Annotated in this window: 13 protein-coding genes; 5 read left to right on the top strand and 8 right to left on the bottom strand. The window is 56.9% G+C overall.

What is annotated here, in order from left to right:
• Positions 1–235 precede the first annotated feature (235 nt).
• Both ACIPR4_RS09685 and pyrF read left to right on the top strand, forming a co-directional pair.
• Entirely contained in the window at positions 236–811 is a 576-nt protein-coding gene (locus tag ACIPR4_RS09685) for a septal ring lytic transglycosylase RlpA family protein (RefSeq protein ID WP_013568482.1), read from the top strand.
• Positions 812–831: 20 nt separating this feature from the next.
• A complete protein-coding gene (gene pyrF, locus ACIPR4_RS09680) occupies positions 832–1,602 on the top strand; it encodes an orotidine-5'-phosphate decarboxylase (protein WP_013568481.1) in 771 nt (256 codons plus the stop codon).
• Between the two features lie 52 nt (positions 1,603–1,654).
• Here pyrF and ACIPR4_RS09675 read toward each other — a convergent pair whose 3' ends face one another.
• The 8 genes from ACIPR4_RS09675 to ACIPR4_RS21600 form a co-directional block, all read right to left on the bottom strand.
• The gene (locus ACIPR4_RS09675) at positions 1,655–2,842 is read right to left on the bottom strand and encodes a hypothetical protein (protein WP_013568480.1); all 1,188 of its coding nucleotides are present in this window, start codon (positions 2,840–2,842) and stop codon (positions 1,655–1,657) included.
• Positions 2,843–2,976: 134 nt separating this feature from the next.
• On the bottom strand, positions 2,977–3,156 hold the full coding sequence (locus ACIPR4_RS09670) for an Rcat domain-containing protein (RefSeq protein WP_013568479.1): 180 nt from the start codon (positions 3,154–3,156) through the stop codon (positions 2,977–2,979).
• A 147-nt stretch (positions 3,157–3,303) separates the two neighbouring features.
• Entirely contained in the window at positions 3,304–4,425 is a 1,122-nt protein-coding gene (locus ACIPR4_RS09665) for a hypothetical protein (RefSeq protein WP_013568478.1), read from the bottom strand.
• 67 nt (positions 4,426–4,492) lie between these two features.
• Positions 4,493–5,509 (bottom strand): CPBP family intramembrane glutamic endopeptidase, encoded by a 1,017-nt coding sequence (locus ACIPR4_RS21605; RefSeq protein WP_013568477.1) that lies wholly within the window; start codon positions 5,507–5,509, stop codon positions 4,493–4,495.
• Between the two features lie 16 nt (positions 5,510–5,525).
• On the bottom strand, positions 5,526–6,371 hold the full coding sequence (locus tag ACIPR4_RS09655; RefSeq protein WP_013568476.1) for an acetyl-CoA carboxylase carboxyltransferase subunit alpha: 846 nt from the start codon (positions 6,369–6,371) through the stop codon (positions 5,526–5,528).
• A 57-nt stretch (positions 6,372–6,428) separates the two neighbouring features.
• Positions 6,429–9,950: a DNA polymerase III subunit alpha gene (dnaE, locus tag ACIPR4_RS09650; protein WP_013568475.1), complete on the bottom strand. Its 3,522-nt coding sequence runs from the start codon at positions 9,948–9,950 to the stop codon at positions 6,429–6,431.
• Between the two features lie 61 nt (positions 9,951–10,011).
• A complete protein-coding gene (locus tag ACIPR4_RS09645) occupies positions 10,012–10,626 on the bottom strand; it encodes a YdcF family protein (RefSeq protein WP_013568474.1) in 615 nt (204 codons plus the stop codon).
• A gap of 137 nt (positions 10,627–10,763) precedes the next feature.
• Positions 10,764–12,515: a tRNA nucleotidyltransferase/poly(A) polymerase family protein gene (locus tag ACIPR4_RS21600; RefSeq protein ID WP_013568473.1), complete on the bottom strand. Its 1,752-nt coding sequence runs from the start codon at positions 12,513–12,515 to the stop codon at positions 10,764–10,766.
• Between the two features lie 220 nt (positions 12,516–12,735).
• Here ACIPR4_RS21600 and ACIPR4_RS09635 point away from each other — a divergent pair, with 220 nt between their 5' ends.
• The 3 genes from ACIPR4_RS09635 (at position 12,736) to ACIPR4_RS09625 (ending at position 16,318) form a co-directional block, all read left to right on the top strand.
• Positions 12,736–13,266 carry a DUF6982 domain-containing protein gene (locus ACIPR4_RS09635; RefSeq protein WP_041586025.1) on the top strand — a complete coding sequence of 177 codons (531 nt, stop codon included), beginning with the start codon at positions 12,736–12,738 and terminating at the stop codon, positions 13,264–13,266.
• A gap of 23 nt (positions 13,267–13,289) precedes the next feature.
• Positions 13,290–14,303 carry a UDP-3-O-(3-hydroxymyristoyl)glucosamine N-acyltransferase gene (lpxD, locus tag ACIPR4_RS09630; RefSeq protein WP_013568471.1) on the top strand — a complete coding sequence of 338 codons (1,014 nt, stop codon included), beginning with the start codon at positions 13,290–13,292 and terminating at the stop codon, positions 14,301–14,303.
• 173 nt (positions 14,304–14,476) lie between these two features.
• Complete coding sequence (locus tag ACIPR4_RS09625; RefSeq protein WP_013568470.1) at positions 14,477–16,318, top strand: DUF5597 domain-containing protein; 1,842 nt, start codon at positions 14,477–14,479, stop codon at positions 16,316–16,318.
• Positions 16,319–16,343: the final 25 nt, after the last annotated feature.

Raw genomic sequence — 16,343 nt, 5'->3', positions numbered from 1 at the left:
TCCGAACGGGCATAATTTGAGCTTATTTCAAAAAAAGTTCAGGCGTCGCGAATGCCTCCAAAAGGCAGCAATCTGACCAGAATTCCATGTACTTTTGGCCATGCAGCAGCTCTGCAATCTCGGCCTTCTTTAGCGGAAAATTCAGGAAATGTCAAACCTGAGCCGACGCTAAAGCCCGTCGATTGATTGACTTGACTGTTCGGATATCGAGACAATAGCACTCGGAGGATAAGGAATGCAACGATTCTTTACACCTGCGGGCAAACGCTACGTTACGGTCGTGTTGGCACTCGCAGGAGTCGGGGCTGTTGGAGCAAGTGTGAGGGCGGTTCATGTCCATGCACTCACTCCCACGTCACAGTCCACTAAAACGATCGCGCGTATTACGCCTGTTCCTGTCGTGCTCAAGCCGGTGGCAGAAGTAAAAGTGGGACCTGCAGAAGTCGGAAAGGCTTCCTGGTACGGCGAGGAGCTTCAAGGGCATCTCACCGCGAACGGCGAGCGCTTCGATATGAACACTCTCACCTGCGCACACCGCACGCTTCCCCTGGGTAGCCTGCTACGCGTGACCAACCTTCGCAATCACAGAGCAGTTCTGGTTCGTGTCAACGACCGCGGTCCCGTTCCTGAGGATCGTCTTCTGGATCTATCCCGCGCGGCAGCACAGCGTATCGGACTCGGTGGCCTAGCCCGCGTCCGCATCGAGCGCGTCTTCTTCAGAAACCATCAGGAAGCTCGTGACTTGGTCGCGCAGCAGACCCTCATCGCAAAGAACAATCCTGCGGCGGCTTTTCCGTTCCTCAAGAAGTAGCATCCGATACACTCTTCGAGATGACCTCGACCGAGAATCTACTCCCAAATCCAGCGGCCGGTGAACCCACCCGGCCGCGCCTCTCAGCCGAAGAAGCTGCGAAGCAACGTCTCATCGTTGCACTGGATTTCCCCAGCGGCACAGAGGCATTGGCGATGGCCGCGCGTCTGCAAGGCTCCTGCACGTGGATGAAAGTCGGCCTGGAGCTCTATCTCGCTGCCGGCCAGAAGATCGTGGACGACCTCAAACACCTCGGTTTCGACATCTTTCTTGACCTGAAGCTCCATGACATTCCCAATACCGTCGCAGGCGCAGTCCGTTCAGTTGCCTCAAGCGGAGCTTCCCTCCTCACGCTGCACGCCTCTGGAGGTCCTGCTATGCTCTCCGCAGCCGCTGAGGCCGCCTCAACAATCCAGGACGCACCCCGTCTGCTCGCCGTGACGGTCCTCACCAGCATGAACGAGCAGGAACTGCTGGCCACAGGAATCTCCGCCTCACCTGGCGACCGCGTGCTCCAGCTTGGAGCCATGGCGATGAAGGCTGGAGTCGCAGGGTTGGTTTGCTCTCCTTTGGAGACGGCTTCCCTTCGCGGCGCGCTTGGCACATCGCCGCTCCTCGTTGTTCCAGGCATCCGGTCCGCAACGGACGCCAAGGGAGATCAGAGCCGGACAGCATCCCCAGCAGAAGCCATCGCCTCTGGGGCCTCCATGCTGGTCGTGGGCCGCCCCATTACGACCGCAGCCGATCCCGCCGAAGCTGCCGCCCAGATTCTGCAAAAGATTCGACCATGAGAGCTTTACTTACTTAATCTTGGTAAGATAAAGCGTACCGGACTGGCGTCTCTTATCGACGTCTCAAGCGGTCTCGAGCTGGCTGCAGTGTGCTTGTGTCTCCACCAGCTTTGAGGAACTCGAGGGCATTGTAGAAAACAGCACTGCCGTACTCAGCAGAAATTCGAATTTGAGATAGCAGTGACTGTGCGCGAACGCTATTCGGAGCGCTGTCTTTGAAGCTCTCTGTGTCATAACGTGTGCCTGAATTTCCTGAAAACTTGACCAGCAATGCCCGACAAATCGCTAACGCTTGCGCGGGGCCGGGTTTGTAATGCCCACTATGCATCATGATCTCGATGATGGTGCCGTCGATGACTCTTATATTGCCTGCTGACTTGGTGGGTCTTCCGCCCAAAAAACTTGAGTGATGAAACTGATCTACCGTTTTGCTATGTGCATAGATGCGATTGAATTCATCCATAACAAAGATTGCCCGGCCATACCCTTCTTCCTGAAAAGAATGCTCAGTTGTGTCAAAAGGATCACCGTCGTCGGCATCGCGGGCGAAACGATTCGTACCAGGTTCAACCTGCTTAAGTTCCACTAGATCTCGGTCAGAATCAGAAAGATATCGGACCCACAACATCTGGCCCTCAGCCGAACTGTTCTCAAAATCGAGACGGTTCAAGAAGTCTCGATCTAACGACTCAACGAAGTCAGCAAAGCTTACGCCTTCTATGGTATCTGCCTGCCACATATTGAATAATGTTAATGTCGATGCATACGCCCGGTGGCGTGGCTCCAGAAATTCATGGATATAGTGAGTCTCTGAAAGCATTCGCATCGCTTTAGGAAGCCTAAGAGCGGGGCGATCTGGGCTTCCGATACCAGTAAGGGCGGTAAATCTGGCACCAGCGCGGTTTCGTCTTATATTGCTTCTCATCTTGAAGGAGGAATATTCGGTACTCAACGCACCATGAAATAAATCAGAAATTTTAGCTTCCAAGAGACGAATGCCGGGCCCGCGGCGTGAAAGAGTCCAGGAACGACTTTTCTTACCTTTGTATTCAACTTTCCAGTCATAGCACAGCTTAAGTACCCCCAAGAGGGCGATGAACCGGCCCGGATTTCCTGTAATCTCATGAGCTTGGCCGAGAGCGTGAGCAATATCGCTTACGGATTTCCATGGTCGCGCAAAAGGGTTGTAATTGCCAATTTTCCGTTCAAATTCAGACTTCGTCAATAAGTTCGGAATCACGGATTCCACCCAATATTAGATTTCACTTCATAGGTGAAACACCCGATCCAGCGATTTATTCAACGGAATTCCATTGCAGAAAATGACACAGAAAAGCCCAGGCCGAAGCCTGGGCTTTTCTCGTACAAACTCTCTTAGAGGCGTTCGTAGAAATCGCATGCGGAGCACGAAATGTACACGCCGCCGGGGGTTCCGCGTTCGCGGTCCTTGACGCGCTTTACAATGCGCGTCGGCTTGCTGCACTTCGGGCAGTCTGTGCTCTTGGACGTATCCATTACCTTCTTGCGATCGCCTGTTTTCGCAATCTTAGCCATCTGAAAATCTCCTTCGTATCTCCGCTCTCGCGGACAATCTCTGCCGCTCTCTTTTGCGCGGAAGTGCCCTTATGCCCTGTTCAATCCAACGGATGTGCGGGGGGTCGAGGCACGGCTCTCACGGCTGCAAGGCGGTGCTCCACTAGTTTACATGATCAGGTGCTTTGCGGCATCTTCAGGAGCTGAGGCAGGTACCTTTGCATCGCCAGACTTGTTCGTAGGCAGATCCACTTTTCCCAGACCCACTCCATTCGAGGATTTCTGTTCCGCATCCGTCTGTAAGGAAGGAGCCCGAGGAGCTTCCGTATCCTGGCCCAGCGTTGGATGCGTGTCCCCTAAGGCAACGACGTGCTCTTGCTTGGGCGGTCGATACCCTGCCATCTCATCCTTATCGTGAATGTCGAGCGGCTTCCCCAATGCTGCGATCTTCAGCAGGACAACGCGGTCGCCTTCAAAACGGACAAAGCGCATAGTCTGCGGTACCTTGCCGTAGATCCACTCCTCGCTAACCTCCCCGTCCACTCCACCGGCCGGACGCTCGCGCATCTTGATCTCCGGCTGTCCGAGCGACGCGATCACCATCCGCCGTGTCATTCCCACCAGTACCTCATGCGTCTCAACCGCAGCACGAATCAAGGGCGGCAGCGTCTCCGCAAAGGCCTCCGTACTCGATTTCACACCAAAGTCCAGGATCGGCTCCAGAAGGAGTTTCACCTCCGCAGCCGACAGGTCAGGCACCGGACCCTCAAATTGCAGGATGATACGGGACCCGGTTGCTTTCTCGTAAGGGTCCAGCCCCATGCTCACGCCGTTGATCTCGAAGTGACGGAGGAAACGATGTTTCACATACGGTCCGCCATTAATGTCAAAGATGATGTGGTCCGGACGCACTTGCACATCCGTGATCTGAATACGATCCCCCTGATTCGAGGAAATGCCTTTCTCGTAGAGCCGTTTGCGCATCTCGGAAGCTTCCGGCTTTAGAGACCCGTTAGCAAACAGAATCACGCCTGGCGCTCCGACGGGCAGCGGGCGTCGGGCAAAGCCCAGCTCCGCATACATCATGCGAACCAGCTGCCGACGATCCATCTCGTTGAGAGGATCTTTAGGAAGCTCCAGATGTGTCTTTTCAAAGGGACGGATCAGGCCATCGGTGGCCGTCTCGCGTCCGACCACAAAGGCGCTTCCCTGCTGTCCCACCATGCAGGACGCACCCGCAAGACAGGTCGCAAGAAGTGTGGCGTTCAGAAGTGTGCGAAAGGGTCTCATCGCAGCGGACCTCGGTGTCTGCACTCTACCCCCTGAATCGGGATTCTGGCAATACACCGAAGGTGCGCTATTTTGGGATATCGTCCGTCTTGGTAAAACCTTGTGGAGTGGATGACAAAATCTGGACTAACGGCGCGGGCCGAGCTGCGGCGGCCGCCTCCATCTTGCTATGTTCCGCAGGCGGCGCAACGTCCATCGCGTATCCGGCCCCGACGATTGGCTGGTAGTTGTACTCCCACGCATAATCGCGCGTCGTTCGTACCAGGACAGCCATCCCAATCAGGATCACCACCGAAGCCAGTAAGGAACCCTCTGGCCCATAAATACCACCGGTCAGCCAGATCGGAAGATCTGGTCCGGTCTGTACTACGGAGCTAAATTCGGTCACACCACTTACCGGAAGACCGAAGAGCACGGCCATGCTGGCATTCCATCCCAGGTGAAGCCCCCATGAGAGCCAAAGTGCCCTCGTCCGCAGGTAGGCCACTGCAAACAGAATCCCCGCCAGAACCGTTCCGAGTGTAGATGCGAGCGTCGCATGCGGATTCTGCAGATGGACAAGACCGAAGATGAGTGCCATCGCCACGGTGGCCCAGGCTTCTCCGATTGCCTCAATCAAGCGCTGGAAAGGATAGCCACGAAACCCAATCTCTTCCGCCAGAGCGGCCACGGCAAGCACCAGAACGCTCATGACCAGCGAATTCCAGGCCGCTGGACTCCAGTCAAAGACAGGGTGCAGCCGGTCAGCCAGCATCATCGGCAAGACAAGCATCGCGACCATACCCCAGCCCAGCGCCAAACCTAGTGCCCACTCCTGCTTCGCTGTCTTGCGACGAACTAATCCCATCGTCTGAGATGCAGGCGTTCCGCCCCGAAAGCGGCTCGCCAACATTCCAAACCCCACCAGGAGCAGAAGCAGAACCACCGCCTCCTGCACCAGAGGGGCGTAGGAGACAGGAAATCTCTGGGCCACGCCGGGGGCGACGTTGAAGGCCACCAGCATCCATGCAGCGCCAAGGACAAACTGTAAGGCCGACGAAAATCTGGTATCCGGTTTTCCCGTTCGAGATGCGGAGTCCGTCATTGCTTTGCCTCTCCGCTTACGTTGTATAGAACTGCGCCATGTTGCGGAACTTCTGGAAACGGCGCTCCAGCATCTCGTCCATCGACAACGACTTCAGCTCATCCAGATGCCACTGCAGCTTGTCATTAATCATCTGCATGGCACACGCGGGATCGGCCTGAGTTCCACCCTCAGGTTCAGGGATGATGTCATCCACGCAGCCCAAGGTCTTCGCATCTTGAGCCGTGTACTTCAAAGCGGCCGCAGCCTCTTGCCGTTTGTTCGAATCCTTCCACATGATCGAAGCGCAACCCTCAGGTGAAATTACGGAATAGATCGCGTTTTCGAGAATCAAGACTCGGTCCGCAACAGCCAACGCCAAGGCGCCTCCGCTTCCACCTTCGCCTGTGATGGTCGCGATGGTCGGAACGCGCAAGCGGCTCATCTCCAGAAGATTGCGGGCAATCGCCTCGCCCTGTCCGCGTTCTTCCGCTCCTAGACCGGGATTGGCACCGACGAGATCGAGGAAAGTGAAGATAGGTCGGCCAAACTTTTCGGCGATCTTCATCGCCCGAAGTGCTTTGCGATAGCCTTCCGGGTCAGGGCTTCCAAATTTTCGAAGCATACGCTCTTTGGTCGTCCGGCCCTTCAGGTTGCAGATCACCATCACCTGCTGTCCGTGAAAGTCCGCCATGCCGCACGCCATTGCAGGATCATCCGCAAAGGCACGGTCGCCATGAATCTCACTGAAGTCCGTAAAGAGAGCTTCGATCACATCCATGGGGTAAGGGCGCTGCGGGTGCCGCGCTAGCTCCGTCTTCCGCCAGGCCTCAGGTACGACCACTGGCTGCTGCGCCTGTTTGGGTTCTTGTATCTCTGCCATACTACGTTCGATTGTATGCGAATCCAAGCCCCATGGTTCTGGGCGCAGGCTGCCGGCTTAGTCGATGATCTTCACCCCTCCGGCACCCACCAGATCCTCTACCCGATCGATAAACAGACGATCGGCGCAGACCTTCATTCCGCTTGGCTCCAACACAGCGCAGAACTCGCCCGGCTCTTCCAGATCCAGAAGGACCTTCCCATCACCTGGCGTGGAGAGGCAGATTTCCAGAAGCTTTTCCAGCAGGGCTGCGTCCGGATGATGGAGAGGAACGCGAATCCGGAGCGCGTCCGGCGTCTTGATCTTCACATCCTCAAGCGCCGTAATGTTGGAGATGGAAAGCTTAGGAGCGGCGTCTTCGTCCCCACGAAGTTGACCCTTCACCAGTACAGGAACGTCGATCTTCAGCTTCTCGGCAAGCTTTTCGTAATCACGGGGAAATGCGATGAGATCGATCTTCCCTGTCGTGTCTTCCAGGCATGCCTGTGCGTACATCTCGCCGGAGCGCTTGGACTTCGCTACCTTCAGGCCAGTAATGACACCGGCAATCTGGATCTCGTTCTGCGGTTCCTGCTGTCCGCCGCGACGGAAGATCTGTGGCTCCGGCTTCATTTCACACGCCACCGACGCCGCGATCACCTTCATATTCCGCAGCTTTTCGCGGTACTTATCCATCGGATGTCCGGAGACGAAGAAGCCAAGTACTTCTTTCTCGTTCTGCAGGCGCGTATGTTCATCCCACTCGGCCACTTGCGGGAGATCGTCCTGAGGAGAGACGTCCGTTGGCCCGGAGTCGAAGATGCCAAAGAGGCCATGCTGTCCTGCCGCAGCATCCCGCTGCGATTTCTGCGCTCGCTCCATGGCTCCGTCGACGGCGACAAAGACACGCGCGCGAGGCCCGAACGAATCCATAGCTCCGGCCTTGATCAGAGATTCGAAGACGCGCTTGTTGAGAAGTTTGAGCTCTACCTTTTCACAGAAGTCCCAGAGCGAGGTGAACCCGGTCTTCCCTTCCGCCTGCAGTTCCCGGCGAGCCTTGATGATGCACTCGATCGCGTTTCCGCCGACGTTCTTGATCGCGGTCAGGCCGAAGCGGATCACGTCCCCCGCAGGCGTAAAGTTGGCGTCGGAGATCTGCACGTCGGGTGGCTGTACCGTAATGCCAAGCTCGCGGCACTCGCTGATGTACTTCACCACGTTTTCCGGCTTCGAGGTTTCACTCGTCAGCAGCGCCGCCATGAACTCCACGGGATAGTGCGTCTTCAGGTAGGCCGTATGATAGGCCAGCAAGGCGTATGCAGCGGAATGCGATTTATTGAAACCGTACCCTGCGAACTGCTCCATCAGATCGAAGAGTTGCCCGGCCTTGTCCTTGGGATGCTTCTTTGCGGCCGCGCCCGACATGAACAAATCGCGCTGCTTCGCCATCTCTTCGGCGTTCTTTTTACCCATCGCACGGCGCAGAAGATCGGCCCCGCCGAGTGAATAGCCCGCGATCACACTGGAGATCTGCATGACCTGTTCCTGATACACGATAACGCCGAGCGTTTCACGGAGCAGGCCTTCGAGATCCGGCAGAATGTATTCAACAGCGCGCCTTCCCCACTTGCGTTCGATAAAATCATCGATCATGCCGCCCTGGATTGGGCCAGGCCGATAGAGCGCATTCAAAGCGGTAAGGTCTTCAATACTGGTGGGCTTGTAGCGACGCAGCACGTCGCGCATACCGCCGGATTCAAACTGGAAGACACCGGAAGTCAGCGCCCGATGAAAGACCTTCTCAAAGGTGACAGCATCGTCCAGCGGAATCGTGGCCATATCAACTTCCACGCCGCGATTGAGCTTGATCAGTTTGAGGCAATCGTCGATGACGGTCAGCGTCGTCAGGCCCAGGAAGTCCATCTTTAGAAGGCCCATCTTGTCGATGGCCTTCATGTCATACGCAGTAACGATGCCTTCGCCCTTGGCACGCGTCACCGGAACGAGCTCCGTTAGAGGCTGCGGCGCAATCACGACACCGGCGGCGTGTACGCCCGCTCCGCGAACGAGACCTTCAAGCCTCTGCGCCGCGTCAATCAGTTCCTTGATTCGAGGATCGGAGTCATAAGCCTGCCCTAGCGCGGTTGAGTCCTTCATCGCCTGTTCGATCGAGATGCCGATGGTCGCGGGAATCATCTTCGCGATGCGATCGACTTCACCATACGGCATATCTAATGCGCGTCCAACGTCCTTGATCGCCGCCTTCGCAGCCATGGTGTTGAACGTGATGATCTGGGCGACCTGGTCGTTGCCGTACTTGCGCTTGACGTACTCGATGACCTCTTCGCGGCGGTTCATGCAGAAATCGATATCGATATCGGGCATGCTCACGCGCTCAGGATTCAGGAAGCGCTCGAAGAGCAACTCATGCTGCAGAGGATCGATGTCCGTAATCTCCATCACGTAGGCAACGAGCGAGCCCGCCGCAGATCCACGACCGGGACCAACTGGGATATTTTGCTCGCGAGCGTAGCGAATGAAGTCCCACACAATCATGAAGTAGCCCGGGAACTTCATCTGCTTGATGCAGGCAAGCTCAGTGTTCAGCCGCTCTTCATACTCGCTGATCGTCTTGCGTAGAAGCCCGCGCTCCCGCAGATGGGCAACGGAGGTTTCGAGGCGCTTCTTTAGACCTTTGCGGCAGATCTCCTCGAAGTAGCTCTCAAGCGTCATCCCCTCTGGCACCGGGAACGCCGGGAACGGATCCTTCACCTTCTGCATCTTCAGGTTGCAGCGATCGATAAACTGCATCGTCCGCGTGCAGACCTCTGGAGCGTGCGCAAAGGTGCGGTGCATCTCCTCCGCCGTCTTGATGTAGAACTCCTGCGTGTCAAAGCGGAAGCGGTTGGGATCGTTCATCGATCCAGCCGTCTGCACGCACAGCAGAATCTCGTGGGCGCGGGAATCGTCGGCCTCGACATAGTGCGAGTCGTTGGTCGCAATGAGCGGGATGCCGAGTTCCTTCTCCATTTTGAAGAGGGCATCGCAGACCTTCTTGTCCGGCTCCAGGCCGTGATCCTGGATCTCCAGGAAGAAGTTGTTCTTCCCGAACATCTCGGAGAACATTCCCGCCGACTTCTTCGCCTCTTCGTATCGGTCGCCCATCAGATGCTGATTCACTTCACCGGCCAGGCAGCCAGAAAAGCCAATCAGCCCCTCAGTGTGCTTCGACAGGAACTCCTTGCTCACACGCGGTTTGCGGTAGAAGCCATTCAGAGAAGCTTCGCTGGTCAGGCGAACAAGGTTCTTATAGCCCTCCTCGTTCTCGGCCAGCACCAGAAAGTGGTTGTACCCATCCGCCATCTCGCGGTGATCCGCCGTCTTGGAAAGGTAAAGTTCACAGCCGAGAATGGGCTTTACCCCCTTCTTTTCCATCGCATCGAAGAAGTGCACAGCACCGTAAATGTTGCCGTGATCGGTCATCGCCGCAGCGGTTTGGCCCGTCTTCTTTAGGTGCGCCGCGAGTTTATCTACATCGCAAGCGCCGTCGAGCAGAGAGTAATCGGTATGAAGATGGAGGTGGGTAAATTCAGCAGCCATGCAGCAATTTTATGCTTCCAGGGGGACGAGGAAATCACGTCTGAAATCCATATGACTCTGGCTAGTTTGGCAAAAACTTCGTAGACCGAAATCCCTCATGCCGAATCCGCAGACAGCCCGTCGCCTCACCCCAATAGAGCTCCCACTTCTTCTTGAGGCCGTACTCTACGGGCCACTGCGCCGGATGCGTCTCCCACTGCAGCTGCGGCCAGTGGTGCAGAATCAGCGCCGTTCGTGGGAGGTGAGAAGGCGAACTGATCACCTCGGTCGTATGCCAGCCGCTCTTCTCCATGATTTTTTCGGAGTAATAGATGTTCTGTACGGTGTTCTGAGCCTGGTCTTCTTCAATGACGGCAGACGCAGGCACGCCGTTGGCCTCGGCCAGCAGAGCCATGGAATGAGCTTCGACGAACTGGTTGTGCGCGGCGGCCCCCGTCATGATGATGTGGTCGCTCACACCCTTCCTGAACTCTCGAACTCCTTCCAGAACGCGCTCGCGTTGCTCCGGTGTCGGCGAACCATCCGGCTTGGTGGGGCAGCCGAGCACGATAATCGCGTCCACCTTACCCAGTTTGACATTCTGATGCGACGCACCGAAGTACAGTCCAAAAAGGACCACGGGGTAGATCAGACACAGAACCACCGCAAGGATCAGGAGCCGGAGAGCAAGTCGCATGCCCACAGACTAAAACATCTTTGGCGTTGAACATCTTTAGCGTTGAACATCTTTAGCGTTGAACATCTTTAGCGTTGAACATCTTTAGAAGCAAGAAAACGCGCCCCAAAGGACGCGTCTCTCGTAAGTAAGAACAACTACCGCTTTGTGCTCTTCTTCGCTGGGGCTTTTTTTGCCGGAGCCTTGGCAACGACCTTCTTAGCCACTGCTTTCTTCACCGGCGGCGCCTTGACGACAATAACCTTCTTAGCCGGTGCAGCTTTTTTCGCAGGAGCAGCTTGCTTTGGCTTTGCAGGGGTGGCCTTGACTGGAGCAGACTTGGCCGGTGCAGCCTTCTTCGCCGCCACGACCACGGGAGCAGCAGCCTTCGTCGCTACCTTAACCGGAGCGACCTTCTCCTTCGCGATGCTCTTCTTCGCGGGGCCAGGTTCACCGCCATCGCGCTCCGGAGCACTGCCTACGGGGACGTCTCCGACTTCGTTGGGCAAGCTCATCGGCTCCGCAGCCTCTGCCGCTGCTGCTGCCTCTGCGGCGGCAAGTGCTTTCTTCGATTTGCCACGCGGCGCCTTGGCTTCCTTCTTGGCGCGTGCGCGTCGAAGATTGACCACAGGTGGGGGTGCCGGAGGAGAGTAGGGCTCAAGATAGGCCTTCAACTCTTCGATCGTTCCCAGCTTGTTGTCCATCAGTTCGAAGAACAACTCGTCCAAAAGCTCGTGATACACGGGCAAGTCGGGAGTGATGCGCATCTCCGTCATGACCTGATAAGGCAAACGCTGTTTTGCAGTGGGCCATTCGGTCAGAAAAGCCTTGTACTTGTTCTGCACAGCAGCGCTCTTACCCAGGAAATAAAGGGCGAGAACGGTTTCGGGGTCGGAGGAGTGAAACAGCTTCCAGGCAGCAGAAGGTGCAGCCGCTTCCTTGCCAGTCAGCTTGTTCTGGAACTCCTTGACGTGACCTTCTACTGCCGCGATCTGCGCTACGAAGCCCTGACGGGGAAACAACTTCTGCAGAGCTTCGACTTCCTTGGGCGACATCTTGGCAGTGATTAGGGGGAAGGCAATGGTTGCCGAATAGGCGAGGATGCCCTGCTGCTGAAGTTCACCGTTCTTTGCCTGCAACTCGCTGAGCGCGGCCTGATTCGCTTTTGCAGAACCCCAGTTCGGAGCGAGTTCCTTCATCCAGCCTTCGGCCTCGAGCATACGCATCGCGCGGATCGGATCTTCCTCGTGGGCAATCTCTTCCAGCTCGTAGCCGCGTTCCCAAGGCGAAAGAGCGGAGATGTAACCCTCTTCTTTTGCAGTGTTATAGCGAGCCTGAGTACGCTCTTCCATGTGCCAGCCGAGGCGTGCACCGAGACGGATGGCGCGCAGAAGACGGATGGGATCCTCAATGAAACCGTAGTTCGAAACCAGGCGCAATTCCCTGTTCTCGATGTCAGCGACGCCGTTCAACGGATCCATCAGGAGGCCATACGAGCCGTCATTCAACGAAATCGCCATGGAGTTCGCAGTGAAATCGCGCCTTCTCAAGTCATCCAGAATGGAGGCCGGCGCATAAACGGGCTTGCCTGGCTTGGGGAACGTGAGCGTCGATGCAGAGGACACTTCTACCCGTACGCCGCCGGGAAATGTGACGTAGAGAGACTGGGCAAGGTCATACTCGCCATCGATGGAAGCGAATTTTTCTATTTCTTTTCTTAGAGATAGAGCGTTTCCCTGAACTGTTACATCCAGATCACGGACAGGTGCACCGCCGGTGAGGTCGCGTACCGCTCCACCTGTAAGAAAGAGGGTCAATCCTTTGGGGCGAACGAGATCGCGGAGTGTCGTGAGGGCGTATTGCTGAGCCTGTGAAAGGCGATTTTCGAGAAGGTAGATGTAATCAGCCATGGTGGGCGGTCGGACTCCAAGCGCGCTTGCGCTGTAGTGCTAAACGATTGAATACCAAGTACTTATGTGCCTTACAGAACCTAAGTACAACACCTAAGAGTAGCATACCGTTAGCGATTCGGCTACGGCTTGGAGGGTTTTTGTTGCGTCCTTTCAGAGAGATAGCGAGAATGCATTTAGCCCGCGCAGTGAGAAGGTAAAGCGGCTGAAACTGGAAGCCATGAGCAGGAAAAAGGTCATCATTCGACGGTTCGCTCCAGGCTTGCTCATGGGGTATCTACCGACTGGCGGTTTCGTGCGCGCCGACACACTGGAGCTGCTCGACCTTGGGGGACGCGTGGTCCATATTCCCCTGAACGAGGTCAAAATGGTGAGCTTCGTCCGGGACTTCAATACGGCGGACGGCGTCAACCCGGAGCGGTTCGCTCGGAAGACCTTTCCTGCCCGGCCACGGGCAGAAGGACTTTGGATACGTTGCGTTTTGCAGGACGACGAAGTGCTGGAGGGGCTTGCCCCGCTCGACCTTTCTCTGGCCGAGGGGTTTACCGAGGACAAGGGCATCCAGATGGCTCCGCCGGATGTGCGTGGCAACGTACTACGGTTGTTTGTTCCAAGCGCGGCGATGAAGTCGATGGAGATCCTTGCGGTCGTGACGACTCCATCGCGGAAGAAGACCGTCACTCTCGCTGCAACGGCTGACGACCAGCCCGATCTCTTTGCCGATCTGGGGCCGGACTCACCTTTACATTGATCGAAAATCGTAGAATCGCATCCATGAAACTGCGCAAGATTGCGGAACGGCTTGGTTGTGAACTGGTGGGTGATGGCGAGATCGAGATCTCCGGTGTGGCGGGGATTGAAGAGGCTGGCGCCGACCGCCTGACCTTCGTAGCCAATCCCAAATATGCCGCGCTGGCGAAGACGACTTCGGCAGGGGCAATTCTGGTGGAGCCCGACTTCCCTGCTTTGGAACGAACGTCTACGCTGCGGATTAAGAACCCGTATCTGGCCTTCGCCCGTGCCATCGAGTTGTTTTACAATGCACCTCATCACAAACCGGGAATCCATCCGACGGCGGTCGTGCCGAACTCTACGACGATTGGTGAAGGAGCTCATGTCGGGGCCTACGTCGTGATCGGTGATGACGTGGCAATCGGCCGCGACGCTGTTCTGCTGCCACACGTGGTGATCTATGATGGCGCGCGCATCGGCGATCGCTTCTTTGCCCATGCGCATGCGGTGGTGCGGGAGCATTGCGTTCTGGGAGACGATGTCGTGCTGCAGAACGGAGCTGTCATTGGAGCCGATGGCTTCGGCTTCGCCAAGGATGGCAAGAACTGGCGCAAGATCGTGCAGGCCGGAAGAGCCGTTCTGGGCAACGACGTCGAGGTACAGGCGAACGCGTGTGTCGACCGTGCCAGCGTTGGAGAGACGGTCGTCAAGGACGGGGCGAAGGTCGACAACCTGGTGCAGGTGGGACACGGCTCTACCGTGGGCGAACGAACGCTGCTCTGCGCTCAGGTAGGGCTGGCGGGTTCCACGGTGATTGGAAAAGATGTGATCCTTGCCGGACAGGTCGGCGTTGCCGGACATCTGACCGTGGGTGATGGCGCAATCGCCACGGCACAAACGGGGATTCCCAACGATGTAGCTGCCGGGAGCGTAGTAAGTGGCTACCCCGCCGTCGAGAACAAACAGTGGCTGCGACAGGTGGTCGTGGTGAATAAGCTGCCGGAGATCGTGAAGGAGTTGCGCACGGCGATCAAGGAATTGCGCAACGAAGAGTAGTGCTGATTGTGGAATGTGAGTCGGCCGTTTTTGTCTTCCAGATGCCCATACGAATTGAAGCTCGTTGGAATGGATGCGAGTGAATGGTGTCTCCTTCTGTGGGTAGCGGGGTCGGACTTCAAATGTGCATAATGCAGTTGGCTGTCCGCCACGCCATACCGGGAGAACTCGCAATGCTTTTTCCTTACACTCTCTTACGATTCGCTGTAGCTATCTCGTTGGGCGCATCTTCCTTACTTCTGTCGGCGCAGAACTCCGCACCAAAGTTGGTAACCGAGAATGGGCGATACGCCTTACTGGTGGATGGATCGCCGTACCTTGTGCTCGGTGCACAGATTGGTAACTCCAGTGCGTGGCCGGAGATGCTTCCAAAGGTCTGGCCTGCTCTTGAAGCCATGCACGTCAACACAGGCGAGGCTCCGGTCTACTGGGAACAGATCGAGCCACAGCCAGGGCGCTTCGACTGGACGAACGTCGACGCCCTGATCGACGGTGCGCGTGAGCATAACCTGCATCTGGTGCTGCTCTGGTTCGGAACGTGGAAGAACGGGAACGACCACTACGTCCCGCAGTGGGTGAAGCGCGATCCGGAGCACTTCCCTCGCATGATCAACCTTGCAGGCGCACCGATCGATGACCTCTCAGCCAATGCTCCCGCAAACATGGAGGCGGATCGCAAGGCCTTCGCAGCACTGATGCACCACATCGCGGAAAAAGACGGAACCGAGCACACGGTGCTCATGATGCAGGTGGAGAACGAATCCGGCGGAATCGGCTCAGCGCGGGACTTTTCGCCGTCATCGAACCGGGAGTTTGCTGGACAGGTTCCCACGGAGCTGGTGAAGGCCTTGGGCAAGAAGCCGGGAACCTGGACGGAGATCTTTGCCGGCAATGCGGACGAGGCTTTTCAGGCCTGGCATCAGGCACGGTACATCAACGCCGTTGCTGAAGCCGGTAAGCGGGAGTTGAATATTCCTTTCTACTGCAACGTCTGGCTTGCCTATCCTCCCGGCGAGCTACCGGAGCGCCACATCCCCACGGCGGGTATCGGCTATCCGTCGGGCGGCCCGAACCAGGGGATGCTTTCGCTCTGGAAGGCTGCGGCGCCCTCAATCGATATGATCGGGCCGGACATCTACTCGAACAACGTCGACTTCGTTCTGGACATGTTCAACACGTATTCACGGCCTGATAACCCGCTCTGGATTCCGGAGGTCGGGCAAGGAAACAACTACGCTCCGTTCTTCTTCGCCGCTCTGGGACAGGGCGCGCTCGGGTTTTCTCCGTTTGGCGTTGATTGGACGGGTTTCCTGCAAACGGGTTCCGTTCCTCGTGCTCACGCGGAGAACTTTGCCCTGCTGGGGCCGATGCAGCGGACTGTCGCCAAGCTGAACTATGCAGGCAAGGTGAAGACGTTTATTGAATCCGCAGGCGGCGTCGATCAGGAGAAGTTGTTCGCGGCCAACGAGGGTGCTTCGAAGCGCGGAGCGGACGCAAATAGCAAGAATGCTCTGATCGGCCAGGTTCGTCTGGCGAACGCTATGGTGCCTATAGAGCAGGCAGGTACAGTGACCACGCAGATCGCAGACGCTGCAGGTGCGTGGGTAGCAGAGGTACGCTTCGGCTTCCCTCAGAAGGACGGCGAAGCTGCACCGGGCTCCTCGAACAAGGAAGGACGAATCATGGTCGCTCAATTGGGACCGGATGAGTACCTGCTCACTGGAATCGGCGGCGCAGTCTTCTTTCATCGTCCCGGCCTGCTTACCGGAATCCGCATGCAGATCCTCACCGCCGAAGAGGGCTATTACACGCCAGGAACGACGCCCGGAGCCGCGGAGGTTTGGCATATGACCCGGATTCTCAACGGCGACGAAACCGATCGCGGCATCCGCTTTCCTGATCCCAGTGCTCGTACAAGTGCCGCAGCAGATCAGGCTACATCCGGAGATCCGGTGCCGCCTGCCTCTGCGCGCCGTGGTCCTATGGCCGTGAGAATCGTTCTTGGGCGCTTCTAGCGCGTATCGAAAGATCCCTCCAGGG

The sequence above is a fragment of the Terriglobus saanensis SP1PR4 genome (assembly GCF_000179915.2).
Taxonomy (GTDB): Bacteria; Acidobacteriota; Terriglobia; order Terriglobales; family Acidobacteriaceae; genus Terriglobus; species Terriglobus saanensis.
Note: the sequence above shows the minus strand (reverse complement) of the source record. Positions and strands in the feature narration are given on the sequence as shown.

Bases quoted from the DNA above. Each gene is read 5' to 3' on its own strand.
- ACIPR4_RS09655 (WP_013568476.1), bottom strand. From the start codon at position 6,371: ATGGCAGAGATACAAGAACCCAAACAGGCGCAGCAGCCAGTGGTCGTA.
- ACIPR4_RS21600 (WP_013568473.1), bottom strand. From the start codon at position 12,515: ATGGCTGATTACATCTACCTTCTCGAAAATCGCCTTTCACAGGCTCAG.
- ACIPR4_RS09685 (WP_013568482.1), top strand. From the start codon at position 236: ATGCAACGATTCTTTACACCTGCGGGCAAACGCTACGTTACGGTCGTG.
- ACIPR4_RS09635 (WP_041586025.1), top strand. From the start codon at position 12,736: ATGAGCAGGAAAAAGGTCATCATTCGACGGTTCGCTCCAGGCTTGCTC.
- lpxD (WP_013568471.1), top strand. From the start codon at position 13,290: ATGAAACTGCGCAAGATTGCGGAACGGCTTGGTTGTGAACTGGTGGGT.
- ACIPR4_RS21605 (WP_013568477.1), bottom strand. From the start codon at position 5,509: ATGACGGACTCCGCATCTCGAACGGGAAAACCGGATACCAGATTTTCG.
- dnaE (WP_013568475.1), bottom strand. From the start codon at position 9,950: ATGGCTGCTGAATTTACCCACCTCCATCTTCATACCGATTACTCTCTG.
- ACIPR4_RS09665 (WP_013568478.1), bottom strand. From the start codon at position 4,425: ATGAGACCCTTTCGCACACTTCTGAACGCCACACTTCTTGCGACCTGT.
- pyrF (WP_013568481.1), top strand. From the start codon at position 832: ATGACCTCGACCGAGAATCTACTCCCAAATCCAGCGGCCGGTGAACCC.
- ACIPR4_RS09645 (WP_013568474.1), bottom strand. From the start codon at position 10,626: ATGCGACTTGCTCTCCGGCTCCTGATCCTTGCGGTGGTTCTGTGTCTG.
- ACIPR4_RS09670 (WP_013568479.1), bottom strand. From the start codon at position 3,156: ATGGCTAAGATTGCGAAAACAGGCGATCGCAAGAAGGTAATGGATACG.
- ACIPR4_RS09625 (WP_013568470.1), top strand. From the start codon at position 14,477: ATGCTTTTTCCTTACACTCTCTTACGATTCGCTGTAGCTATCTCGTTG.